The 24,941-nt window shown below is 40.2% G+C and carries 25 protein-coding genes; 20 read left to right on the top strand and 5 right to left on the bottom strand.

Annotated elements, in window-relative coordinates:
• From cysQ to cysC, 4 genes are read right to left on the bottom strand one after another with little or no spacing between them, the layout of a single operon-like run.
• The gene (cysQ, locus tag AWW68_RS05270; protein ID WP_068217388.1) at nt 1–765 is read right to left on the bottom strand and encodes a 3'(2'),5'-bisphosphate nucleotidase CysQ; all 765 of its coding nucleotides are present in this window, start codon (nt 763–765) and stop codon (nt 1–3) included.
• Nucleotides 765–2,006, bottom strand: a complete 1,242-nt coding sequence (locus AWW68_RS05265) for a sulfate adenylyltransferase subunit 1 (protein ID WP_221405967.1) — start codon at nt 2,004–2,006, stop codon at nt 765–767. The genes cysQ and AWW68_RS05265 overlap by 1 nt, the downstream gene beginning before the upstream one ends.
• 20 nt (nt 2,007–2,026) lie before the next feature.
• On the bottom strand, nt 2,027–2,932 hold the full coding sequence (cysD, locus tag AWW68_RS05260) for a sulfate adenylyltransferase subunit CysD (protein ID WP_068217382.1): 906 nt from the start codon (nt 2,930–2,932) through the stop codon (nt 2,027–2,029).
• Nucleotides 2,925–3,773 (bottom strand): adenylyl-sulfate kinase, encoded by an 849-nt coding sequence (gene cysC, locus AWW68_RS05255; RefSeq protein ID WP_084375576.1) that lies wholly within the window; start codon nt 3,771–3,773, stop codon nt 2,925–2,927. The genes cysD and cysC overlap by 8 nt, the downstream gene beginning before the upstream one ends.
• Before the next feature lie 145 nt (nt 3,774–3,918).
• Between cysC and AWW68_RS05250 the strand changes: the two genes are divergently transcribed.
• The 16 genes from AWW68_RS05250 (at nt 3,919) to AWW68_RS05175 (ending at nt 19,982) form a co-directional block, all read left to right on the top strand.
• A complete protein-coding gene (locus tag AWW68_RS05250) occupies nt 3,919–4,581 on the top strand; it encodes a heme exporter protein CcmB (RefSeq protein ID WP_185101202.1) in 663 nt (220 codons plus the stop codon).
• Nucleotides 4,582–4,598: 17 nt separating this feature from the next.
• A complete protein-coding gene (ccsA, locus tag AWW68_RS05245; protein WP_068217379.1) occupies nt 4,599–5,261 on the top strand; it encodes a cytochrome c biogenesis protein CcsA in 663 nt (220 codons plus the stop codon).
• A 4-nt stretch (nt 5,262–5,265) separates the two neighbouring features.
• Nucleotides 5,266–5,526: a CcmD family protein gene (locus tag AWW68_RS05240; RefSeq protein WP_068217376.1), complete on the top strand. Its 261-nt coding sequence runs from the start codon at nt 5,266–5,268 to the stop codon at nt 5,524–5,526.
• 45 nt (nt 5,527–5,571) lie between these two features.
• Nucleotides 5,572–5,970, top strand: coding sequence for a cytochrome c maturation protein CcmE domain-containing protein (locus AWW68_RS05235; protein WP_068217374.1), 399 nt, complete (start codon nt 5,572–5,574; stop codon nt 5,968–5,970).
• Nucleotides 5,971–5,995: 25 nt separating this feature from the next.
• Nucleotides 5,996–8,548, top strand: a complete 2,553-nt coding sequence (ccsA, locus tag AWW68_RS05230; RefSeq protein ID WP_245660209.1) for a cytochrome c biogenesis protein CcsA — start codon at nt 5,996–5,998, stop codon at nt 8,546–8,548.
• Nucleotides 8,549–8,722: 174 nt separating this feature from the next.
• Nucleotides 8,723–10,012 (top strand): aminotransferase class V-fold PLP-dependent enzyme, encoded by a 1,290-nt coding sequence (locus tag AWW68_RS05225; RefSeq protein ID WP_068217371.1) that lies wholly within the window; start codon nt 8,723–8,725, stop codon nt 10,010–10,012.
• A gap of 52 nt (nt 10,013–10,064) precedes the next feature.
• A complete protein-coding gene (locus tag AWW68_RS05220) occupies nt 10,065–10,847 on the top strand; it encodes a Rossmann-like and DUF2520 domain-containing protein (RefSeq protein WP_068217368.1) in 783 nt (260 codons plus the stop codon).
• Between the two features lie 27 nt (nt 10,848–10,874).
• Nucleotides 10,875–11,735 carry a geranylgeranylglycerol-phosphate geranylgeranyltransferase gene (locus AWW68_RS05215; RefSeq protein WP_068217365.1) on the top strand — a complete coding sequence of 287 codons (861 nt, stop codon included), beginning with the start codon at nt 10,875–10,877 and terminating at the stop codon, nt 11,733–11,735.
• Nucleotides 11,732–12,310 (top strand): phosphoribosylglycinamide formyltransferase, encoded by a 579-nt coding sequence (gene purN, locus AWW68_RS05210; RefSeq protein ID WP_068217362.1) that lies wholly within the window; start codon nt 11,732–11,734, stop codon nt 12,308–12,310. Before AWW68_RS05215 ends, purN begins: the two co-directional genes overlap by 4 nt.
• A 38-nt stretch (nt 12,311–12,348) precedes the next feature.
• Entirely contained in the window at nt 12,349–13,878 is a 1,530-nt protein-coding gene (gene purH, locus AWW68_RS05205) for a bifunctional phosphoribosylaminoimidazolecarboxamide formyltransferase/IMP cyclohydrolase (protein ID WP_068217360.1), read from the top strand.
• A gap of 72 nt (nt 13,879–13,950) precedes the next feature.
• A complete protein-coding gene (locus AWW68_RS05200; RefSeq protein WP_068217357.1) occupies nt 13,951–14,979 on the top strand; it encodes a rod shape-determining protein in 1,029 nt (342 codons plus the stop codon).
• Between the two features lie 9 nt (nt 14,980–14,988).
• Nucleotides 14,989–15,831: a rod shape-determining protein MreC gene (gene mreC / locus AWW68_RS05195; protein ID WP_068217354.1), complete on the top strand. Its 843-nt coding sequence runs from the start codon at nt 14,989–14,991 to the stop codon at nt 15,829–15,831.
• Nucleotides 15,831–16,343: a Rod shape-determining protein MreD gene (locus tag AWW68_RS05190; RefSeq protein ID WP_157717533.1), complete on the top strand. Its 513-nt coding sequence runs from the start codon at nt 15,831–15,833 to the stop codon at nt 16,341–16,343. The genes mreC and AWW68_RS05190 overlap by 1 nt, the downstream gene beginning before the upstream one ends.
• A 3-nt stretch (nt 16,344–16,346) precedes the next feature.
• Nucleotides 16,347–18,179 carry a penicillin-binding protein 2 gene (gene mrdA, locus AWW68_RS05185; RefSeq protein WP_068217347.1) on the top strand — a complete coding sequence of 611 codons (1,833 nt, stop codon included), beginning with the start codon at nt 16,347–16,349 and terminating at the stop codon, nt 18,177–18,179.
• Nucleotides 18,176–19,450, top strand: coding sequence for a rod shape-determining protein RodA (rodA, locus tag AWW68_RS05180; RefSeq protein ID WP_068217344.1), 1,275 nt, complete (start codon nt 18,176–18,178; stop codon nt 19,448–19,450). Before mrdA ends, rodA begins: the two co-directional genes overlap by 4 nt.
• Nucleotides 19,451–19,454: 4 nt before the next feature.
• Nucleotides 19,455–19,982 (top strand): hypothetical protein, encoded by a 528-nt coding sequence (locus AWW68_RS05175; RefSeq protein WP_068217341.1) that lies wholly within the window; start codon nt 19,455–19,457, stop codon nt 19,980–19,982.
• Between the two features lie 29 nt (nt 19,983–20,011).
• Here AWW68_RS05175 and AWW68_RS05170 read toward each other — a convergent pair whose 3' ends face one another.
• On the bottom strand, nt 20,012–21,025 hold the full coding sequence (locus AWW68_RS05170) for a hypothetical protein (protein ID WP_068217338.1): 1,014 nt from the start codon (nt 21,023–21,025) through the stop codon (nt 20,012–20,014).
• A 33-nt stretch (nt 21,026–21,058) separates the two neighbouring features.
• Here AWW68_RS05170 and AWW68_RS05165 point away from each other — a divergent pair, with 33 nt between their 5' ends.
• Genes AWW68_RS05165 through recO form a run of 4 tightly spaced genes read left to right on the top strand, consistent with a single transcriptional unit; the run spans nt 21,059 to nt 24,911 of the window.
• The gene (locus AWW68_RS05165) at nt 21,059–21,382 is read left to right on the top strand and encodes a 2Fe-2S iron-sulfur cluster-binding protein (RefSeq protein WP_068217335.1); all 324 of its coding nucleotides are present in this window, start codon (nt 21,059–21,061) and stop codon (nt 21,380–21,382) included.
• Nucleotide 21,383: 1 nt separating this feature from the next.
• Complete coding sequence (locus AWW68_RS05160) at nt 21,384–22,001, top strand: thymidine kinase (protein WP_068217332.1); 618 nt, start codon at nt 21,384–21,386, stop codon at nt 21,999–22,001.
• The gene (gene porZ / locus AWW68_RS05155; protein WP_157717532.1) at nt 21,988–24,219 is read left to right on the top strand and encodes a type IX secretion system anionic LPS delivery protein PorZ; all 2,232 of its coding nucleotides are present in this window, start codon (nt 21,988–21,990) and stop codon (nt 24,217–24,219) included. Before AWW68_RS05160 ends, porZ begins: the two co-directional genes overlap by 14 nt.
• A complete protein-coding gene (recO, locus tag AWW68_RS05150; RefSeq protein ID WP_068217326.1) occupies nt 24,219–24,911 on the top strand; it encodes a DNA repair protein RecO in 693 nt (230 codons plus the stop codon). The genes porZ and recO overlap by 1 nt, the downstream gene beginning before the upstream one ends.
• Nucleotides 24,912–24,941: the final 30 nt, after the last annotated feature.

Genomic DNA, 24,941 nt, shown 5'->3' with positions numbered 1-24,941 from the left:
TTAATAAACCCTAAAGTATGGGTTGAGTAAGTTGTGTTTGTTATAAATTAATTCAACACCATGGGGAGTTTCTACCCTACCACCCAAAGAAGAAATAATTGCATGAGCAGCAGCGGTATCCCACTCCATGGTAGGAGCAAATCTAGGATAAATATCTGCTTTACCTTCGGCAATCATCATGAATTTTAGGGAACTCCCCATTGATACAATCTCTGGGGAATGTAAAGTATTTAGAAAATCTTCTGTCTCTTGATTCAGGTGAGACCTTGATGCTACTACCTTTAACTCTTTACTTTTGCTATCAAACGCTCTAATGGGATTCAATTTGTCCTCCACTCCATTAGTTGTTTTAAAGCCACCTTTTTTAAGAGTTCCATAGTACTGAATACCCAAAACTGGAGCTTCTACTACTCCAAGAATTGGTTTTTGGTTCTCAACAAGTGCAATGTTTACAGTAAACTCTCCATTGCGCTTGATGAACTCCTTGGTTCCATCTAAAGGATCTACTATCCAAAGCTGTTCCCAGTTTTTCCTTTCCTTGTAAGCAGTATGTTTACCCTCCTCGCTCAAAATTGGGATACCGGTTTGTTCAAGGTAAGAGCAAATGACTTCATGCCCTTTTCTATCTGCTTTCGTCAAAGGAGAAGAATCGGACTTCATGTCTACCCCGAAGTCTTCAGATTCATATATTTTCAGTATTTCCTTACTGGCATGGCTCGAAGCTTCTCGAGCTATTGCTAACAATTCTTCTAAGGAATACCCCATTACACAATCATTCCTGCAGCTACAGTTTCATTGGTAGATTCATCTACCAAAATTAGGGCGCCAGTAGATCGGTTTTTACGATAGCTGTCATTCATAATTGGCTTCGTAGTTCGCAAGGAAACCTTGATAATATCGTTAATCGAAATCTTATCATATGATTGCTCCTTGTGAAGGGTATTGATATCTAGCTTGTAATGAATATCTTTAACCATAGCTTTTACTTCATTGGAAGTATGGATAAGCGTGTGCTTAGATCTTACCTGAGGACCTTGTGGTGAGAACCAGCAAAGCATCACATCTACATCTTGAGAAACATTTGGCTGATTACCTGTCTTCACAATCATATCACCTCTTCCAAGGTCAATATCATCTTCAAGAGTCATTGCAACACTCATTGGAGCAAAAGCCTCCTCAATTTCTTCCTCCATTAAGTGAATCTGCTTCACTTTAGAAGTAAACCCTGAAGGCAAAACAGTTATTTCATCTCCCTTTTTGAAAATCCCACCAGCAATTCTACCAGCATAACCTCGATAGTCATGATACTCATCGCTCTTTGGTCTCAATACTGTCTGAACTGGAAATCTTCCATCAATGTGATTATAATCGCTTGCTATGTGAATGTTCTCGAGCGTATTCAATAAGGTAGCCCCTTCATACCAGGGCATATTTTCTGACCTGTTCACCACGTTATCACCATTAAGCGCACTAATAGGGATAAACCTGATATCCTTAACATCTAGCTTTGCTGCAAAATCTTTGTAATCGGACTTAATCTTCTCGAAAGCCTCTTCGCTATGATCCACCAAATCCATTTTATTCACACAAACAATAATGTGCGGAATTTGAAGCAATGATGCGATAAAACTATGTCTGCAAGTTTGCTCTACAATACCTTTTCGAGCATCAATTAGTATCAATGCTAAATTGGCTGTAGAAGCACCGGTGACCATATTTCTGGTGTACTGAATATGGCCAGGAGTATCGGCAATGATGAACTTTCTTTTAGGCGTTGCAAAATATCTGTAAGCTACATCAATCGTAATTCCTTGCTCACGCTCGTCCTTAAGGCCATCTGTCAACAATGCAAGGTCCGTATGACTGAGACCTCTTCTCTTACTGGAGGTTGCTACATGTTCAAGTTGATCCTCAAAAATTGATTTACTGTCGAATAGTAACCTACCAATTAGTGTGCTTTTCCCATCATCTACGCTTCCTGCAGTCGTGAAACGTAGTAGTTCCATATCTAAGTAAGATTTTTCCATTAGAAATAACCCTCCTTTTTTCTGTCTTCCATTGAGGTTTCAGAGCGTTTATCATCTGCTCTGTTGCCACGCTCTGTTTGGCGCGCAGCAGCCACTTCACCTATTATCTTCTCAATTGTATCAGCACCCGATTCAACACCACCCGTGATAGTAATGTCGCCCAAGGTTCTAAAACGAACTTGTTTGTTAATAACTTCTTCACCTTCTCTTAGTTGAATGAATTCAGACATTGGAAGCCAGGAGTTATTTCTCCAAATCACATCTCTTTGATGTGCAATATAAAGAGATGGTATATCGATGTTTTCGGCCAAAATATATTGCCAAACATCCATTTCTGTCCAGTTAGAAATAGGGAAAACTCTAAAATGCTCTCCGAAACTCTTTTTCCCGTTATACAGGTTCCAGAGCTCAGGGCGCTGATTTTTCGGATCCCATTGTCCAAAGTCGTCTCTATGCGAAAAGAAACGCTCTTTAGCTCTGGCCTTCTCTTCATCCCGTCTGGCGCCCCCCATTAAGGCATCGAACTGATGTTCTTCAATAGCATCTAGCAAAGTTGTAATCTGAAGCCAGTTTCTTGAGGCATCTTTTCCCGTTTCTTCTTTCACTCGACCTTTATCGATTGAATCTTGAACGGATGGTGCAATCAACTCTGCCCCCAACTTTTCAGCCAAATTATTTCGGAATTCGATCGTTTCAGGAAAGTTATGACCCGTGTCGATATGAACTAGAGGGAACGGAATTTTTGCCGGCCAAAAAGCCTTCCTAGCCAAATGGGTTACTACTATTGAATCCTTACCTCCAGAAAATAAAATTCCGGGTTTTTCGAACTGGGCAAACACCTCGCGGATCACATAGATCGCTTCAGCCTCTAGCTCTTTAAGGTGTGTCAAGTTATACTTAGACATTTTGTCTTATTGAGATTTTTGGTTCTACTATACTTAACAATTTGTGCAATGAATCTTTTGGATCCTCTTCTGCCGACTTTATAATAACATCAGGTTTTTGCGGAACTTCAAATGGAGAGGTTATGCCAGTAAAGTTCCTTATTTTTCCCTCCCTAGCTTTTTTGTATAGCCCTTTCACATCTCGTGCCTCACAAACTTCAAGAGGGCAATCAACAAAGACCTCAATAAAGTTGTCGGACCCCACTAAATTTCTTACTGCTTCTCTATCTTTCTCAAAAGGAGATACAAACGAATTCAGAACAATCACTCCAGAATCTAAGAACAACCTTGCTACCTCTCCAATTCTTCTAATATTTTCCACTCTATCTTCTTCAGTGAATGCCAAATCATTGCACAAGCCCTGTCTTATATTATCTCCATCTAATGCATAAGTCTTATAGCCAGACTCGTGTAGCTCTACTTCAAGCAGATTAGACAACGTTGATTTTCCACTTCCGGAAAGACCTGTAAACCACACTAACAAAGGCCTTTGATTAAGAAGGTTTTGTCTCTTCGTTCTATCAACCTTAAAGTTCTGGCGAATAATATTTTCAGAAACCGATTCGGCCCTTTTTAATCTATTTCTTCTTTCTTTTCTTCTATCTAGGCCAAAATTAACTTTATACCAGACCCTTTCATGCAGATAGTACAAAACCATCTTAGTCACTACCTCTGCGGCTCCAATTTTAAGTCCAGTTATTGGGCTACCTGAAATTATCCAGGCCAATATCATAGTGTCAATTGTCCCAACAATTCTCCATGTAACCGTCTTTGCTAGGTGTCGAACTCTACTATCAGCCATATTCAGGTTTTAAATTACAAACCTAATTAATAAATATCTGAGCCATAAGAACTAGTAGCCTGAATAAATCTACCTATATTGCCCACCATTTTTGTAGACTATTTGAATTTGCAAACATAATATATATTTGCACTCACCAAGAAAAATGAATCAGATTTTAAGTCTCATATCTAAAGAATTTCGCTCCGAATGGCGACAGAAGTATGCTCTTAACGGTATGCTACTGTATTTAGCCTCAACCATATTTGTGTGCTACATGAGCTTCAATGTAAAAGTAGGAGCCATTCAAGGATTAACTTGGAATGCTCTTTTCTGGATCATCATACTTTTTGCAGGAGTCAATTCGGTTGCTAAGAGCTTTATTCAGGAAGCGAATGGTAGACTACTTTACTATTACACCCTTGCCAAGCCAGAACAGATCATCATCTCTAAGATTATCTACTACTCATTATTGATGATAGGTTTAACATTGGTTGGATACTTCTTTTACAGCGTTGTAATGGGTAACCCTATTGAAGATAAACCAATGTTTCTCCTAACAGTAATTCTTGCATCAACTGGTCTCGCATCTGCCCTGACTATGCTTTCTGGAATAGCCTCAAAAGCTCCAAATAGTAGCACACTCATTGCTGTGCTTAGTTTTCCGGTAATGATACCAATGCTGCTTGTCATCATCAAATGTTCTAGAAACGCATTAGACGGGATAGATCGCTCTCAGTATTTAGATCAGATTGGCACACTGGTAGGCATAAATGCCATTATTATTGCGGTTTCCTACCTGTTATTCCCCTATCTTTGGCGCTCATAAGTCAAAGGTAGTTGACCATGAAGAAAAGGTGGTGGAAAATCCTCTGTGTAGTGCTCCTCGTTTATGTTATACTCGGTGCACTTTTGTTTGAAGTTCCCAGACTTGCAATCCTAAACGAAACTATCCGAAATCTGCATTTCCATGTGACTATGTGGTTCGGCATGATCATTCTTCTAACTGTTTCGGTTGTTTATGCCATTAAGTATCTACGATCTAACAAAATTGAGCACGATCATTATTCCGTAGAATTTGCCAATGCTGGTGTGCTATTCGGAATCTTAGGAATAACTACAGGAGCCATTTGGGCAAATTTCACTTGGGGTGAACCATGGAGTGGCGATCCAAAACAAAATAGCTCAGCCATTGCTCTGCTCATCTATTTAGCATATCTGGTATTAAGAAATTCGCTAGAAGATCAGCAACAAAAAGCACGAGTAAGTGCCATATACAACGTATTTGCGTTTGCTGCGTTAATCCCTCTATTATTCATTTTACCAAGGATGACGGACAGTTCGCTTCATCCTGGAAATGGTGGAAATCCAGGCTTTAATGCCTATGACTTAGACAGCAGACTAAGAATGATATTCTACCCCGCAATAATTGGCTGGGCACTCTTGGGCACATGGCTAGTTTCACTTCGTGTACGCATCAGAAAAATTAAAACGGCCTTAGAAGATTAAATCGATGAAAAAGTATCTAATCATATTTCTTTTGTTCTTGTCTTTGAGTGCTTTTGCTCAAGATGGAGCCTACTCTATTACGGACAAAGACTACGGCAATACTTCTGTTGAAATGGCCGATAGTATGCGTTCTAATGGAAAGATTTACGTAGTAGTTGCTGTAGTAATGACCGTCTTTATCGGACTTATTGGTTACACTATAGTTGTAGACCGCAAAATCTCCAAAATCGAAAGGGAGGTTTTCACCGAAAAGGTTAATTCTTAGAGGTTTGTGTTGTAATTTTACCCATAATTAGAAATTGAGGAGGAGATGAAAAAGTCAAGTATAATTGGTCTAGTTGTTATTGCCATTGCTGTAGCAATTATCATTTCAACATCGAGTAGCGCAAGTTCTTATGCCAACTTCGATGAAGCCTATGCTCTGGCTACAAAAGGGAGTGACGAATCGATTCACGTAGTGGGTGAATTGAAGAAAAATGCGCTTGGAGAAGTGGTTGGCTTACAACCAAGCCAAGACATGCTTTCTGTTGAGTTTGTTCTAGTTGATGAAAACAATAAAGAACAAAAGGTTTATTTAAATCAACCTATGCCTACAGACTTATTGAAGTCGGATAAGGTAGTGGTTATTGGAGGATACAAAAGCGACAGATTTGTTGCAGATAAGGTTCTTCTAAAATGCCCTTCGAAATACGAAGAGACCTCTCTTTAATTTGCTGAAACTTAATTCCTAGCTCTTGATCTTAGCTACTACTGTTCACACCGCTTTTGGTAATATCGGTCATTTACTGGTTATCATTTCGTTTGTTGCTTCTATAGTAGCTGCTTTTGCCTATGGTAAAGCTGCTTCTACAGACAATCTTAGCGATAACTCATGGCTGAAGTTTGGTCGTTATTCCTTCTGGATTCACGGAACCGCTGTTCTGGGCACAGCAGTTACACTATTCCTGATCATATATAATAACTACTTCGAGTACCATTATGCTTGGTCTCATGCCTCTAAAGACCTACCTGTTCATTACATGATTGCTTGTTTTTGGGAAGGACAAGAGGGGAGTTTTTTGATTTGGTCTGTTTGGAATGCTCTTTTAGGTTTCGTTCTTATTAAAACCAATAAGAAATGGGAGGCTCCAGTAATGACAGTATTTGCCGCTGTTCAGGCTTTCTTAGCCTCCATGATCTTAGGTGTGGTAATCGGAGACTTCAAATTAGGTTCATCGCCATTCTTACTGTTGAGAGATGTTGTTAGTGACCCTGTTTTCCTAATCAACCCGAACTTCATTCCAGAAGATGGAACTGGTTTAAATCCACTACTTCAGAACTATTGGATGGTGATTCACCCGCCAATGACTTTCTTGGGCTTCGCCTTAACCCTTATTCCTTTCTCTTTCTGTATTGCTGGCCTTTGGAGAAGAGACTTTAAAGATTGGATCCGCCCAGCCTTGCCATGGACAATCTTCGGTGGAGTAATCTTAGGAACTGCCATTATTATGGGGGCCTATTGGGCCTATGAAACCCTCAACTTTGGCGGATACTGGAATTGGGACCCTGTAGAAAATGCAGTCTACATTCCTTGGTTAATATTGATTGCCAGTATGCACACCATGATCATTTTCAAAAAGAATGACACCGCCCTCAAGACATCTATAGTACTAGTTATTTCCACTTTCATATTGATTTTATATGCAACCTTCCTGACCAGAAGTGGAATTCTTGGAGATACTTCCGTACACTCATTCACAGATCTCGGCTTATCAGGACAGTTATTGATTTACCTTTTCTTCTTCATAATTGCATCGATATTTATTGCCGCAAGAGTTTGGAAAGAACTACCTACGTCCGAACAAGAGGCAACGGCATATTCTAGAGAGTTTTGGATATTCATAGGAGCATTGGTGCTTTGTCTGATGTCTTTTCAGGTATTGATTCCGACCTCATTCCCAGTTATCAATAAAATAGTTGAACTATTTGGAGGCTATTCAAGCTTGGCTCCACCAACAAATCAGGTCGAGTTCTACTCTAAATGGCAGGTTTGGTTCGGTATAGGCATTGCATTACTTTCCGGAACAGGGCAATTCTTCTTCTGGAAGAAAATGGACAAAGACAAGCTGAAAAACGCCATTACCTTCCCTATTCTTATTTCTTTGATGCTCTCTGCCTTAGTGTTTGTGCTAGAAGACATTTATAACCCAGTTTATATTGTCGTGTTGGTTGCCGGAATGTATTCTGTGGTTTCCAACTTTAAAATAATGATAGACTTGGTAAAGTCGGGAAGCTACAAGCTTACTGGCGGGTCAATTGCTCATATTGGTATTGCCATGATGCTCGTTGGAATCATGTTCTCAGAAGGTTATTCACAGGTGATTTCAAAAAACACCACCATAATTAGTAGAGAATTTACAGAAGAACAGAATTCAGATAATGTGGTTCTTTTTCTGAATGACCCGAAACCTATGGCTGGCTACTCTCTTCTTTATAAAAGCGAAGGAATGAAAGCCGAAGGAATTCCTGGTTACGTCAAAAAATCTCACCTTGACGATACGGAAGACCCTCACTATAAAATCACTAGAGTCAATATTTCTTCTGAAGGCAAACAATACGCAGAAGCCGGAGATACATTGTATTTCAGAGTGCCAGAAAACACCTATCACGAAATTGAATACACTTCTTTAAGCTCAGGCAAAAAGTTCACCCTTTACCCTAGAATTCAACAGAATGAGAATATGGGTGGAAGAGTACAGTCTCCGTCAATTAAGAAATACTGGAATAGGGATGTTTATACATTCGTTCAGCTAGAAGCCGATTTTGATGATGAATTTACCGAATGGAGTGAGAAGGAAATTATCAAAGTAATGCCTGGCGAAAGATTCTTTATCAATGATTACGTGGCCAATTTCAAAGGCTTGGAAAGAATTCCGAGTGTAAACTTTGTGGATGTTGGACCAAACGATGCTGCAGTTCAGGCAAATATTGAGGTGCTAATTGAAGACAACCAAAAGCTATTGTTGGAACCTAAGTTTGTGATAAAGGACAATAACTTGGCAAGACCAGCTGAATTGAATCAGGAAATTGCTTCAAGAATTACATTAGAAAACATTAACCCCGAAGATGGTTCGGTTGAATTAGGAATTGAAACTACCCAAAAGGATTGGATCATTCTTCAAGCCATTGAAAAGCCACAAATCAACATTCTGTGGATTGGTACAATCATCATGATTTTCGGGTTCATTGTAGCCACTAGAAGACGCTACATTGAATTCATGAAAATGCGTGACAAAGGGTTGGCATAATAATATTGTTTTCAAGTTTCTTTAACCCCTCCAGATAACAGTCGGGACTAAAGGGTGTGAAACTTGAAAAGCTCTTTGTTCCCTTTAGGGTTAAACAAGGAGATTCAAGCCTAAATAATAGCATTTCATCTTCCTTTCAATTTTCCCTATTTTGAATGATTCAAATAGGGATTCATGAGCAACAGAAGATCATTTTTTAGGAAGTCGTTCCTCACCGCAGGAACTTTATCATTATCCTCATTTTTTCAGAAGTCTTTGGCTGAAGATATCTCGGATGCACTTCTGCACTTAAATACTTTATCACCAGAAGATGCTGCTCAAGACGAAGAGCTTTGGAAAAGGATTCAGCAAGCCTATACCACATCAAGCTCAATCATTAATCTGAATAATGGTGGAGTGAGCCCACAACCTAAGGTAGTTCAAGATGCTGCCAATCGTTTTTATACCTATTGCAACGAGGCTCCTTCCTATTATATGTGGCGAATTCTTGACCAGGGAAGAGAACCTCTTCGGGCGAAACTGGCTCACCTGGCCGGAACTGAAGCTGATGAATTGGCCATTAACAGAAATACCACAGAAGCGATTAATACGGTCATTTTTGGGTTGAACCTGAAAGCTGGCGATGAAGTAATTCTCACTAAATATGACTACCCAAATATGATGAACGCCTGGAAACAGCGCGAACAAAGAGATGGAATAGTGTTGAAGTGGCTGGACTTCGAAATCCCTATTGAAAGTGATGAAGAGGTGATTCGAAAATACAGAGAGGCAATTACTTCAAAAACCAAAGTGTTGCACATCACTCATATCATCAACTGGACTGGGCACATTATGCCGGTTAAAGGCCTCTGCGACTTAGCCAGAGAGAATAACCTTTATTCTATTGTCGATGGTGCCCACTCCTTCGCCCATCTCGACTTCAAAATCAGTGATCTTGGTTGCGATTTCTTTGGAACTAGCCTTCACAAATGGCTTTGCGCACCCTTCGGAACCGGACTTCTATACATAAACAAGAACAAGATCAAAGACGTATGGCCACTACTAGGAGCACCAGAAGGACAAGAAGATAATATCCGCAAGTTTGAAAATATTGGAACCCGCTCTTTCGCCATAGAACAAGCTATTGGTTCAGCCATAGACTTTCATCAGGCCATCGGGTCGGCTCGAAAAGAGGCACGCCTCAAATATCTCAAACAGTATTGGGTAGATCAGGTAAAAGATGTGGACAAAGTGAGATTCTACACCTCCACCAAACCACAGTTTAGTGGGGCTCTTTTCAATTTTGGAATCGATGGTCAAGATGCAGGCCCAGTACACAACTCTCTTTTCAACACACATAAAGTACATACCAGCCCAGTGAAATACGAGAAGGTCAACGGGCCAAGAGTTACACCTCATGTTTACACTACCAAATATGATTTAGATAGACTGGTTGAGGCAATCCTTGTAGCAGCGAAGGCATAGATTAGATAACCCACGGTTTAAACCGTGGGTTAAAAATAGATAACTTAGCCCCGTGACTCATCGAATAGCAATTTTAGGAACTGGAAATGTAGCCTGGCACCTAGCTAGAGCCTTAGAAAATGCTGGGCACATCATCGCTCATATCTACAATCGCGATGCCCAGAAAGCCAAGCAATTCGGTTTAGACTACTTCAATGCATCTACCGGAAGCTCTCTGAACCTCTCTGAAATCAACGCTGATATCTTCATTCTTGCGATATCTGATGACTCGATAGAAGAAGTTGCTTCAAGCTTAAGCCTACCTGAAAATGCTATACTCTGTCACACTTCAGGCTCGAAACCTTTGAAGGTTCTTGGCTATGCTCCCACTGAAAATATTGGGGTTTTCTACCCACTTCAGACATTTAGTAAAGGAAAGAAAGTCGATTTTGAAAACATTCCGATTTGTATTGAGGCCGAGAATCGATTTATCTTAGACGCACTCCGAGCGCTTGGCGACTCCATCAGCTCTAAAACTCAAGAGATTTCTAGTCAGCAAAGGAAAGCTATTCATTTGGCGGCTGTATTTGCCTGCAACTTCACCAACCACATGTTCACCGTGGCTCAGAGTATTTTGCAAAATCAGGAAATGGACTTTGAGCTTCTAAAACCTCTAATTGTTGAGACACTTAATAAGTCTTTCGAGATTGGCCCAGAGAGAGCACAAACTGGCCCTGCTATTCGTGAAGACCTCAAAACACTCGATTTGCAGTTCGATTCGTTGAAAAGCGATCCCGAATTGGCTGAAATTTATCGACTTATCTCACAACATATTATCGATTACTACGCCAACTGAAATATCTTTGCTGCGTAAACAAGCGCAATGCAAGTCGCTAAGATTCTACGACCGTCATTCATTTACAACTACCTGAAGCTCATAAGAGCTATCAACCTATTTATGGTTGGGCTCACACAGTATGTTACTGCCCTATTTTTATTAAGCACAAACGGAGATTGGTCTGAAATTCTAAGAGACACTAACTTCTTCCTGATGGTTTCTGCAACTGTTATGATTACCAGTGCCGGTTACCTAATCAACGATTATTACGATATAAAAATAGACTTCGTCAACAAACCCGACCGGGTTGTGGTAGGCAAAGAGCTTCGAAGGCGATGGGTAATTCTCGGGCATACAGCTCTAAACATTACAGCAATTGCCATTGGCTTCTACATTTCTATACCAATCGGTATAATAATGTTCGGAGCCGCATTTATGCTTTGGCTATATTCCAACCAACTCAAAAGACTCGCCTTTATTGGCAATTTCGTAGTGGCTATTCTTACGGGCACAACTCTGATATTAGTGGCCGAGTACTTTCATGAAAGAGCTTACATCATAGCTTGCTATGCTATTTTCGCTGCGTACATTACGTTAGTCAGAGAAATTATTAAGGATACTGAAGACATGAAAGGCGATGCTCGGTTCGGTTGTAAAACCATCCCGATTGTTATGGGGGTAGCCAAAACTAAGTGGGTCATTTATGCAATTATGGTCGCCTTTGAAATTACAGTGGTCATCCTACTTTGGAACATGTCAGTGCTCTTACCAGTTATTCTCGGAATTACTTTGCTACTTTTGGGCTTCGGTGTTCAACGTGCAGACACCGTGAAACAATTTCATAACCTCAGCACCTATTGCAAAATAATTATGTTGCTTGGAGTGCTCAGCATGATCTGGATATGACCAAAAAACGACTCTCAATTTTTGCTTCAGGCAGCGGTTCCAATGCCGAAAAGTTTTTCGAACACTTTAAAAATCATCCGCAGATTGAGATTGTCTCTGTTTTCACCAATAACAAGTCTGCAGGAGTGATAGAAAGAGCTGATCGTTTTGGAATTCAGCATCATGTTTACAATCGAACTTATTGGGAAACGGGTGAGCAAATCATCAAAATTCTGAAGGAGGAAGAAGTCGACTTTATTGTGCTGGCGGGCTTTATGCTACTCATTCCTGAAAAGCTAGTTAAGGAATTCAGTGATAAAATCTTCAATATCCACCCTGCTCTTCTACCTAAGTTCGGAGGTCAGGGAATGTACGGTTCGAATGTACACAAGGCAGTAAAAGCGGCTGGAGAAACGGAGTCTGGTTTGACTATCCACTTCGTGAATGAGCATTACGATGAGGGCAAAATCATTTTTCAGGAAAAGTGTCAGCTAGAACCGACAGATTCAGCCGAAGATATTGCGACTAAAGTACTCAAGCTAGAACACAAAAATTATCCGAAAGTGGTTGAGCAAGAAGTTCTCAAATCCATATAAAATCCCTAGTTTTGCGACTTATTAAATCCCCCTCGGACATGTCGCAGGTAAAAATCCAATCCGCTTTAATTTCAGTATTCTACAAAGACAATCTTGCTCCAATCATTGAGCTTTTAAAAGCCAATGGAGTAACCATTTACTCAACCGGTGGAACTCAAAAATTCATCGAAGAACAAGGAGCAGAAGTGGTTCCAGTAGAAGACCTAACAAGCTACCCATCTATTTTTGGTGGAAGAGTAAAAACCCTTCACCCTAAAGTTTTTGGTGGAATTTTGCACAGACGCGACAATGATGGTGACCTTGGTCAGGCCAAGGAATTCGAAATTCCTTCAATCGACTTGGTGATTGTAGATCTTTATCCGTTCGAAGAAACTGTAGCTTCAGGAGCTCCTGAGCAAGATATCATTGAAAAAATCGATATCGGAGGAATCTCTCTAATCAGAGCAGCAGCTAAGAATTTCAAAGATGTACTTATCGTTTCTTCTCGTGAGCAGTACAGCGCAGTTGAATTATTACTAAAAGAGAAAAACGGTTCAACTGACCTTGCCGATAGAAGGAAGTTTGCTGCTGAGGCATTCGACATTTCTTCTCACTACGACTCTGCAATCTTCAACTACTTCAATGAAGAAGAAGGATTGACGAAGTTCAAAGTAAGTGAGAGACAAGGCAAGCAATTGAGATATGGCGAAAACCCACACCAAGAAGGTCACTTCTATGGTCCAATGGATGAGCTTTTCGACCAACTGAACGGAAAAGAACTTTCATATAACAATTTGGTAGATATTGATGCTGCGGTTTGTTTGATCGAGGAATTCGATGCTTCCGAAAATGCATTCGCTATTTTGAAGCATACTAATGCTTGCGGAGTAGCGATTGGTTCAGACGTGAAAGACGCTTATTTAAAAGCTTTCGCTGCTGATACGGTGAGTGCTTTTGGAGGAGTTTTAGTTTCGAATCAAGCCATTAACATGGCCGCTGCAGAAGAGTTAAATAAGCTTTTCTTCGAAGTGCTAATCGCTCCAAGTTTCGATGCTGATGCGCTAGAATTGTTGAAGGGGAAAAAGAACAGAATTTTACTCGTTAAAAAGCAAAATTTATCGGCCAAGAAGCAATATAAAAGCTTATTGAACGGTGTAATTGTGCAGGATAGAGATTTGGTGACCGACCAAGCTGCGGATTTCAAAACCGTAACTAAAAAAGAGGTGACTGATGCTCAGAAGAGAGCCTTGGTTTTTGCCTCTAAGGTTTGTAAGCACACCAAGTCTAATACTATTATTCTGGCCACCGAAAATCAAATGTTAGCCAGTGGAGTTGGACAAACTTCAAGGGTTGATGCTTTGAAGCAGGCCATTGAAAAAGCCAAATCTTTCAACTTTGAGTTGAAGGGAGCGGTAATGGCTTCAGATGCTTTCTTCCCTTTCCCAGACTGTGTAGAAATTGCACATGGTGAGGGAATCGAAGCAGTAATTCAACCAGGAGGCTCTATTAAGGATGAGCTTTCTATTAACTACTGCGATGAAAATGACATGGCTATGGTATTTACCGGCACCAGACATTTTAAACACTAATTTTGATTAGGCTGGCTTTTTACGAATCATTACATTAGTCAAATTATTTAAACGACAAGGAGACCGACTCAAATGGGTTTTTTCGATTTTCTAACCAGCGATATAGCCATTGACCTTGGAACGGCCAATACGCTGATTATTCATAGAGACAAAATTGTGGTAGACGAGCCGTCTATCATTGCTATAGATAAGAATTCTAACAAGGTTTTGGCCATTGGTAAAGAGGCCATGAACATGCACGAAAAAACGCATGATAACATCAAAACTATCAGGCCACTGAAGGATGGTGTAATTGCGGATTTCGAAGCTGCCGAAATGATGATCAAAGGGATGATCAAAATGATCGACCTGAAGAAAAGAAGCTTTATGCCTTCTTCTCATAGAATGGTTATCTGTATTCCTTCTGGCATTACTGAAGTTGAAAAACGTGCCGTTCGTGACTCAGCAGAGCATGCCAACGCCAAAGAAGTTTACATGATTTATGAGCCAATTGCTGCGGCTATTGGTACTGGAATTAAGATCGATGAGCCAGTTGGTTCAATGATCGTTGATATTGGGGGTGGTACTACTGAGATTGCCGTAATCGCTTTGAGCGGTATTGTGTGTGATCAGTCTATCCGTGTTGCAGGTGATACCTTCACCAAAGATATTCTCGATTACATGAGAAGACAGCACAACCTCCTAATTGGTGAGCGTTCTGCTGAAAAAGTAAAAATAGCCATTGGTTCGGCACTCACTGAGCTAGAAGATGCTCCTGAAGATTACGAAATCAGAGGTCGTGACTTGATGACTGGAATTCCAAAGGTGATCAAGATCTCTTACTCAGAAATTGCCTTCGCACTAGACAAATCGGTTTCTAAAATCGAGGAGGCCGTGTTGAAAGCCTTGGAGATTTCACCGCCAGAACTTTCTGCCGACATCTATGACAGAGGTATTTACCTTACAGGTGGTGGTGCTATGTTGAAAGGTCTTGATAAGCGTTTGGCTCTGAAAACCAAGTTACCTATTCACATTGCAGACGATCCGTTAAGAGCAGTTGTTAGAGGTACAGGTGAAGCCTTGAAAAACATCAATTCATACAGAGCAGTGTTAATGACATAATCTGAATGAATGGGTCAGCTACTTTCATTCCTATATCGATTTAGGGCATTCTTTACCTTCTTGCTCCTTGAGTTCTTTTGTATTTGGCTCATTGTTCGACATAATGATTATCAGCGAAGTAGTTTCACTAAAACCACTGCGGGTGTAGTTGGATCTGTAAATCAGACAACCGCTAATATTACCGAATACTTTAGCCTTAAGAAGGTCAATGAAGAACTAGCTCAAGAAAACGCTAGATTAAAATCTCTTTTGCTTTCAAATAGGGCTATACCTTTCGATAGCTTAACCCAACTATCAATAGCCAGTGACTCTACTGATAGCTTAAGTTATGAGCTAATTCCGGCAGAGATTGTTAGAAATAGCATCAGAAATGCTAATAACTTCTTCATGATTAACAAGGGTTCTAACGATGGTATAGAACCTGGCATGGGGGTAATTAACTCTTTGGGTGTGGTAGGAAAGATTAGAGATGTAAGAGGAGATTTTGCTCAAGGAATATCATTACTGAATACTAGAAACCCAATCTCTGCTAAGCATAAAATAACGGAAAGAATGGGTACGGTACTGTGGGAAGGTGTAAACCCGCAAGTAGCTAAACTGCTTTACCTTACCCCAGATGTTAGAATTGAAGTGGGCGACACAATTGTAACTTCTAGTTTCAACTCTATTTTCCCTAAAGAAATAATGATAGGTACTGTAAGGAGCAGTGAACCTGATAAAAACAATACCTATCTCAATATAGAAATAGATTTAAGCGTGGAATTCGGAAGCCTATCTTTTGTATATGTGATCAAAAACAATGAGAAGCCCGAACTAGACTCTCTAATTAACTCAAACCCGCAACTATTCTAATGAGCAAACACATCGTTTTTCTGGTTATCAGCTTTGTGCTCCTAATGAGTCTTCAAGTTCTGGTATTCAGAAACTTTGTATTTCTACAGGTTGGTTTTCCCTTTATTTACCTACTCTTTTTATTGAGCTTTCCGGTAGACTCTGGCTTTACCACAGCAATGGTCTTTGGGCTTATTTGTGCCATAATTGTAGACCTGTTCTATCAAACATTGGGAATTCACGCTTCTGCAGCGGTATTCATCATGTTTATTAGACCTACCTGGATGAAAATTGTGGTTCCGAGAAGTGGCTATGAAAGTAATGAGCTTTCTACCATTGGTAGCTACGGTATTTCATGGTTTTTAGGCTATGCAGCTCCACTCATTTTTGCCTATTGTTGCATTGTATTTTTTGTTGAAGCCGGATCTGCACAATTCTTCTGGCACACTATAACAAAAGCATTGGTTTCCAGCGTTATAACATTGGTATTTGTGGTCTTTACGCAGTATCTTTTTTATCCAAAATCTAACTGATACATGCTTGAAAATAGAAGATACATAATTCAGGGTCTTTTTATTCTGATTGGAGTAGTATTCTTGGTTAAACTGTTCGCTCTTCAAGTGGTAGATAAAACCTATCAGATGAAAGCTGAACGCAATATTGTACACACAATTGTTGAGTACCCTTTTCGTGGGTTAATGTACGATAGAAATGAAAAGCTGATAGTCTATAACGAGCCTATTTATGATATAATGGTAGTGCCCAGAGATGTGCATGTTGCTGACACTGCCGAGTTTTGCAGGCTTTTCGATATTACCAAAGAAGATTTTCTAGCCAACATGAAGAAGGCGAGAGCCTACTCTCCTGTTAAACCTTCGGCTTTTCTCAAAAAACTCTCTCATCAGAAGTATGCTGAAATTCAGGATAATCTTTATCAATTCAACGGCTTTTATGCCAACCCAAGAACCGTAAGAAGATATACTAAGCCAATATTGGCTAATGAGGTAGGTTATATAGGCGAAGTAAGCCCGCGCGATTTGGAATTAGACACTACCAATTACTACAAATCTGGAGACTATAAAGGACTTACTGGTTTAGAACAGTACTATGAAAAAGAACTACGTGGAGAGCGTGGTGTAAGCCGAAAGGTTGTTAATGTAAATGGCATAGAAAAAGGCAACTTCAAAAACGGTGAACTCGATACGGCTTCAACCCCAGGCAAGAACCTTATAACTACCATTGACTTAGAGCTTCAAGCCTATGCTGAAAAACTAATGGCTGGTAGCCGAGGCAGTGTAGTAGCTATAGATCCAAAAACAGGCGAGATTTTGGTAATGGTCTCGGCACCTTCATACGATCCAAACTTGCTTTCTGGTAAGAACTTTGGAAAGTACTTTCAGCAGATAAAGAACGATACTACCGCCCCTCTATTTAACAGAGCAATTCAGGCCAAATATCCTCCAGGGTCAATATTCAAGACTGTTCAAGCCCTTATTGCTTTAGATGAGGGTGTTATAGATGCTTATGAGCCTATAAAGGTTACATTAGGCAGGTTAGGAGACCATGCCCCTGCTGGTATGTATGATGTTGCTAGAGGTATAGAACACTCCTCTAACAACTACTTCTGGGAAGTAATGCGCAGAACAGTTAATCAGGGAGTTGGCAACAGCATATTCACTGACACTCCAATTGGTCTAGAAAAATGGACAGCTGCTGTTAAACGATTTGGTTTTGGTTCTCCATTAGGGATAGACATCAAAGGAGAGGTTGGAGGAACTGTACCCGATGTAAACATGTATAATCGGATGCATGGCGAAAGAAGGTGGGCTTACCCAACTATCTACTCCCTTTCAATTGGCCAAGGAGAACTGGAAGTTACACCACTTCAAGTGGCTAACCTAGCCGCCATAATTGCTAATAAAGGCTATTATATTACCCCACACCTAGTTAAGGCTATTGAAGAGAATGGCGTACAGAAGCCTCTTCAATTTGAAAAACATTATACTGGCAAAGGAGATGAATACTATCCCGCTATAATTGACGGTATGGTGCGCGCGGTTAAAAGAACTGCAGGCAGAGCTCTGATACCAGATATCCCAATAGCGGGTAAAACTGGAACAGCAGAAAACGGCAAAAAAGATGAAACATTAGATCACTCTGTATTTATGGCATTTGCACCTGCAGATGATCCTAAAATTGCCATAGCGGTATATACTGAAAATGCAGGCTGGGGCGGAGGAGCTTCGGGCGTTACCGCTAGTTTAATTATTGAGAAATACTTGAGAGGCTACATCAAAGAAACCTGGGCCAAAAGAGAAGATTACATCCTGAATAAAAAGTACCTAATAGGGTTACAGCAAGAGAATTGAGAAGAGAGGGCGGATTTTTTACTGACTTAGACTGGCTCGTAGTCTTTATATACTTTATACTAGTTGCGCTGGGCTGGTTCAACATATTTGCTTCCGTATATGACCCCGTAGCCAACCAGAGCATTCTTGATATGACCCTGAATAGTGGTAGACAACTCATTTTTATTGGAGTTGCCTTGGTTCCTATTCTGGTCATACTTCTTTTAGATTTTAGGATATATGAGTCTTTTGCTCCCCTTTTCTATGGACTAATGATACTCTTGCTGGCCGGGGTATTGATTTTCGGTAAAGAGGTAAACGGTGCTAAGGCCTGGTTCGAGGTTGGAGCATTTCGCTTTCAACCTGCTGAGTTTACTAAAATGGCCACGGCCCTAATACTAGCTAGGTTTGTATCTGGCACAGGAGTAAAACTTACCGACCTAAGTTCACAACTTAAAGCATTGCTAATTATTGGGCTCCCCATTGGCCTAATTATGCTACAACCAGACTTCGGTTCCGTTATCATTTTTTCTTCTCTGATCATACCTATGTACAGAGAGGGCTTTCCCTCTATCTACCTAATCTTAGCCCTTATTGTTAGTGTATTGTTTGTACTCACCTTGTTAGTACCACAGAACTATATATTGATTGGAATTGGAGCGGTTACTGTGATTGCGGCCACCATGCAACTAAAAAAGCCCAAAAGGATTATTCCAATCGCTCTTATAGCCATAGGTGTAACTGGGTTTGTGTTGGCTACGGACTTTCTACTCAATGAGGTTGTGGCCGAGTATCAAAGAAAGCGTGTAGAAGCCATATTCAGACCAGAATTGGTCGATCCAATGAATGAAGGATGGAACCTAGAGCAATCCAAAATTGCCATTGGATCTGGGGGTTTTACTGGCAAAGGCTTTTTAGAAGGTACCCAAACCAAGTTTGGTTACGTACCAGAACAAAGTACAGACTTTATCTTCTCTACCTTAGCCGAAGAGCATGGATGGTTAGGTAGTGCGGTGGTGATTATTCTTTTTATCACCCTAGTAATGCGTTTAGTATTTATTGCTGAGAGGCAGAAGTCTAAGTTTGCTAGGTTCTACGGCTATTCTGTTGCCGCCATAATATTTTTCCATTTCACCATTAACATTGCCATGACTATTGGTCTTTTTCCAGTAGTTGGTATTCCATTGCCCTTCTTTAGTTATGGAGGCTCATCACTTTGGTCGTTTACTATTATGCTCTTCGTTTTACTGAAGATTGACATGCATAGAGCACAGGTGCTTTCAAGACACTAGGAAAATGTCTAAATCCAAGAGGCAAATATTAACAGATTTTGAAATTGAGAAAATTCTAGGGAAGCCGATTAAATTTGATTTCAAGTCAAAAACTACCCTGGGGAGCACCTCATTCTTTTTGAAGAAACTTGAAAGCCCTACAGAAAACACAAAACTTAAAGAGAACTCTAAATGCTCATTTCAAAAATATGAACACGGAATTCTACTAAAAGCATATTTATCCAGCAGCATAGAAAACATTCCTATAAGATTCGATTCCATAGCAAAACTTATAGTCATTAAAGGAAATGAAACCGTCAATCCAAGTTGGTATTCTCCTATGTCATGGCTATTAAAACTAGGATTTCCCCTCAGGAAAGCGCGCTACTTTAGACTGCATCTTTCTGAATACCACATTGATCAAATGACACTCATTATCCAAAGTGAAGAATTCCTACTAGAAATGATTGCCAGTGGCTATATGTTCGAAAGCCAACTTAAATTCTTTCAATCGACTATTCCAACAGAAAACCTATCCATAGTCTATAGCTAGGAACTCAATTCTTACCAACTGAAACTACCCTACACAAACCTACGCTCTAACACTCCCATAAACGCCTCTACCTCCTCACTATCCATATCCCAGCCATCGTTGAAAGTATTGGCCTTGTTGAGTGCATCTTGTAAGTCTTGTGCTTGATCTATGGCAGCAAAGGCCTGTTTCATTCTAGCATTGTCACCATTGAATAGGTTATTCTGAAACATGAATTTCTCGTTTAAAGTCAGACTAGACTCAATAGATTTATTCACCTTGCGCTGAAGTCTTTCTGCCAAGGTTTGCCCTTTAGGTGCACCTTCGAATTTATCGTTTAAAGTGGCTGAATGCTTTTCTTCTTTAGGTTGAACCTCCTCCCTAATTGGAGTGGGCGCAGGTGCCTCTGCCCGCTTTTCTTCCAGCACTGGTTCTGGAGCAGGCTCTGGCTTAGGTAGTTCCTTCACCTCAAAGAGCTCCTCCAATAAGCTTGATGAATTGAGTTTTTCCAAAAATACTTTCGGATCAATCTCTTCGCGTTGAACATGAGCTAGCCCATCAAAAGCCTGAAGTATGCTTGCCTTGGTATCGAAATCACCAATCTGTTCTACCAGCTGTTTAAACAACTCTCTGTTATTCTTAATGTATTTAAACTGCAGCTTGAAATCTTGAGGCTTAGCAGACCTATCCAAAACCGCTTCCAGATACGCTCTTGGTTCAAAAGCTATTAAAATGGTATCCGATACCGCTTGGCTTAGTATGGGTTGTAAGTGATGCCTATCAATACTAATGTGGTTAGAAAGTACATTCATAAAGTTTTTCAGTGCCTCTTGAACCTTCTCATGCTTAAAGTCAAAATACGGGCTTTCAAGCCTTTCCACTTCCTTTCTCCATTGGTTAAAAAGTGATCTGATGATAAACGAATTCACTTGTCGTGAATTGGTCAATGAAATCAGATGTTCGCCATCTATTTTTATATAATTTTGAAAGGTTTTATCACAAATGGTTTCGCCAATTTTCTGGCTTACTGTAGGTATTTGAGACTGTTTTAGTTGATAAAGCATGTATGGCAGTTTTTCAAAGTTAAATTAAGCATAATGCCCAAAATCCTGATCCGAAATTTGAATAATACACTCATTGATGTTCCATCTAGTAACGATTCAATTCTTAAGATTATTCAAGACAATCAGATAGACTGGATGTTTGCTTGTGGAGCCAAAGGAAGATGCACCACCTGTAAACTGGTGATTCATAAAGGACTAGAACAGTTTGGAGAGCCAAGTGAGAATGAGCAAAAGTTCCTCGATTTAGGTAGATTAAAGGAAAATGAGCGATTGGCCTGTCAAAACACGCTTCAAGATGATATCGAAGTTAGTGTAGCCGATACCAATAAGTTTCCACATATAACCTATACTGATTAGTATGTTTCTTGAACCACAAAGTAACATTCCTGGCGAACACACCACAGGCAGCATTGAGGTAATCTGTGGCTGTATGTTTTCAGGTAAAACCGAAGAGCTAATCAGGAGGCTGAGACGAGCCACTATTGCTAAGCAAAAAGTGGAAATTTTTAAGCCTGCAGTAGATACGCGTTATGACGATGAAGATGTGGTGTCTCATAATAAGACAGCTATCAGATCTACGCCCGTTCAGTTTGCGTCAGATATTCTACTATTAGCCGGAGATAGCGATGTAATTGGAGTAGATGAGGCGCAATTCTTTGACGAAGAGGTGGTAGACGTATGTAGAAAACTGGCCAATAATGGAAAACGTGTAATTGTTGCTGGCTTAGACATGGACGCCAACGGAAAACCTTTCGGCCCAATGCCTTACCTGCTTGCTATCGCTGAGTTTGTGACCAAACTACACGCCATTTGTGCTGTAAGTGGTTCTTTAGCTTCGTTCTCTTTCAAGTTAACCGATAGTGAAAAAACGGTTGAATTGGGTGAACAAGACATCTATCAGGCGAGGAACAGAAAATACTTTTACGAGGGCCAAAGAGAGAAAGAAAAGCAGAAAAAAGCGAGTGAGAAAAAGTAGCTTCTTTACACTTTGGGTAATTCTCATTTTGTGCTTTCAGCATGTTAAAGCACAAAACACACCCGTTCTCGGTTGGCGATCGAACTTTAGTTATACTGACGTAAAAAGCATTGTAAAAGGCAATTCAAGCCTGTACGCTGCTACAGAAAATACCATTTTTGCCATAGACAGAGCAGAAGGTAGCTTGAGCAAACTCACAAAAATCAATGACCTAAATGACGTGAGTGTGGGCGCATTAGGCCTGATGCCTGACGGTGAAACACTCATTATTGGCTATCAAAATGGTAATATAGACTTTGTTTCAGACTCAGAAATTAAAAACCTGAGCACCGTTAAAGACTTCGAAACTACCCAATCCAAACAGTTTAGATCTATCACTAATAATAGCCGTGACATCTACTTTGCAGGAGACCTTGGTGTAGTTGTCTACAATATTGACCGAGATGAAATTACTGAGGCATATCAAAACCTTGGCCAAGAAGGAAAGCCTCTTTCCATCAATCAGGTGCTGATATATAATGATAGCATTTTTGCTGCTACGGCCGATGGTCTTTTGGCTGCTAGTTTAGCTTCTAACATCAATCGACAAGACTTTAATAATTGGGAAAGAAGCTTACCTGGCTTAGCCTTCTCGAATATTATACAAACTAATTTTGGCTTTTTCGCAGCAAGTGATAGTGACCTTTTCAAACGCGAAAATGGGAACTGGATATTTTATCAGAACCTTTCTTCACCCATAACACACTTGGAAAGTTTAGGCAACGAAGTTCTAGTGAGTTCGGAAACGCAAGTACTGAACCTGACTGAATCATCTCTAGAAAGTATCTACAACACTGAAGGAGATGGAACAAGAATCAATCATGTCTTAAATGATGGTTCATTTATATGGGTTGCTACAGATGGTTTGTCTCTGCAACGACTTATTAAAGGTGCTTCAGAAACTGGAATCTACACTTTGGATGGTCCAACATCCGACCTTTCCTACAATGCTGAATTATTTGGCAGCAAAATCTATTTAAACACATCAACCTTCTCAGATTTAAATGAAGAAAACAGCTTCAGTTTATATAACCACGAAGACAGAAATTGGCTGAACATCAAACCTTCTACAACAGGTGAACCGATTGGTCAGATCATCGACTTAGTTCAATTGAACGATGAAATCTACCTTGCTTCCTACGATCAAGGGCTTTTCAAGACCAATCTGGCAGGGAATTCAGAGGCTCTTATCTCTTCAAATTCAGGGCCTGTCTCAATCAATAGCAGCTATAATCTATCATCTATTACGACAGACGAAGAAGGACTGATTTGGGCTAGCTTCTACGATAGAGAAAGTAATGTGTTTTCCTTCGACCCAAGCAACAACAGCTGGGAAAATCAAAGCCCTAGTCATCCTTTTGCCAGATACACAACCGATATTTTCATTGGCCCAAACGGAGATAAATGGCTTTCGGTTGATCCCAATGAGGGTGGTGGAATTGTTGTTTACAACGAAACCTCCAACCGCGAGAGATACTTAAACTTGAATGGTGGACAAGGTGGGCTTCCTAGCAATGTAGTCACAGATATTGAGCTAGACCAAGACTTTTTTGTCTGGGTAGCTACAAGCCAAGGCATAGCCTTTTTCACTAACCCGTATGGCATACTTGAAGGCGGCTCATTGACAGCATCGGTACCAATTTTTGAAAATCGACTACTACTGAGAAACGAATACATAACGGACATTGGAATAGATCCAGCCAACAGAAAGTGGTTCGGTACAAAAAGTAATGGCATTTGGCTTTTTTCTGAAACCGGTGAAGAACTGATCTATCATTTCACCATCAACAATAGTCCTCTACCATCAAATAATATTCTTTCTCTTGCCATAGAACCTGTTTCTGGTGAAGTATTGATTACCACAGACAAAGGAGCCATCAGCTTTAGAAGTGATGCCACAATTGGTACAGATGAGCACCAAAACGTGAAAGTCTACCCTAACCCAGTAGCACCAAGCTATACTGGCCAAATTGTAATTGAAGGCTTAGTGAATAATGCTCAGCTTAAAATCACAGATGTTTCTGGCAAACTAGTGAAAGAGGTGAGAGCCAATGGCAGCACTGCCATCTGGAACGGAAGAGACTTGAATAACGCAAGAGTAAAATCAGGAGTTTATCTGGTTTTCAGTGCTAGCCAAGATGGGCTCGAAACATATGTAGCGAAAATTGTTATCATCTAATGCTGCATCATACTCAAGGCATCGTTTTAGGTACCATTAAATACAGTGAGACCTCAATTATTGCTAGAATTTTCACGCGAAAATTCGGCATGCAGTCATACATTGTCAATGGAGTTCGCAGTAAAAAAGCCAAAGGTAAGACTGCTTTGTATCAACCTCTTTCGCTGCTAGATATGGTGGTTTATCATAAGCCAGAGAAAGATATTCAGCGAATTTCAGAAGCTAAGTTCTCAGTAAGCTACGCGTCTATTCCCTTCGACCCAACTAAAAGAGCCATTGGTATTTTCTTGATGGAAGTGTTTAGCAAAGTCTTACGGAATGAGTCTGAAAACGAACCACTTTACCAGTTTATAGAGCAATCTTTCATCTATTTCGATCATCAGGAAGAACGTTTCAACAACTTCCACCTACAGCTCTTACTCAAGTCTACTAATTTCTTAGGCTTTGGCCCTGAGAATGGTAAAGACCTGATTTATCAACTAGAAGAAGCCGGTTTTCATTATAGTTTGGTAGAAAATGAATTGGCTTTATTAGACCGATTAATGAATGAAAACATTGGAGCCAATATTTCAATCCCGAATACTTTCAGACGCGATGTATTGGATCATATCATTAAGTTTTATCGAACACACACAGATACACTGAAGGAAATCAAATCCTTAGAAGTATTGAAAACAGTTATGACTAGCTGATTTCAACGTTTATTGCTTATTTTAGACTTC

Source organism: Roseivirga spongicola (genome assembly GCF_001592965.1).
In the GTDB taxonomy this organism is placed as follows: domain Bacteria; phylum Bacteroidota; class Bacteroidia; order Cytophagales; family Cyclobacteriaceae; genus Roseivirga; species Roseivirga spongicola.
Note: the sequence above shows the minus strand (reverse complement) of the source record. Positions and strands in the feature narration are given on the sequence as shown.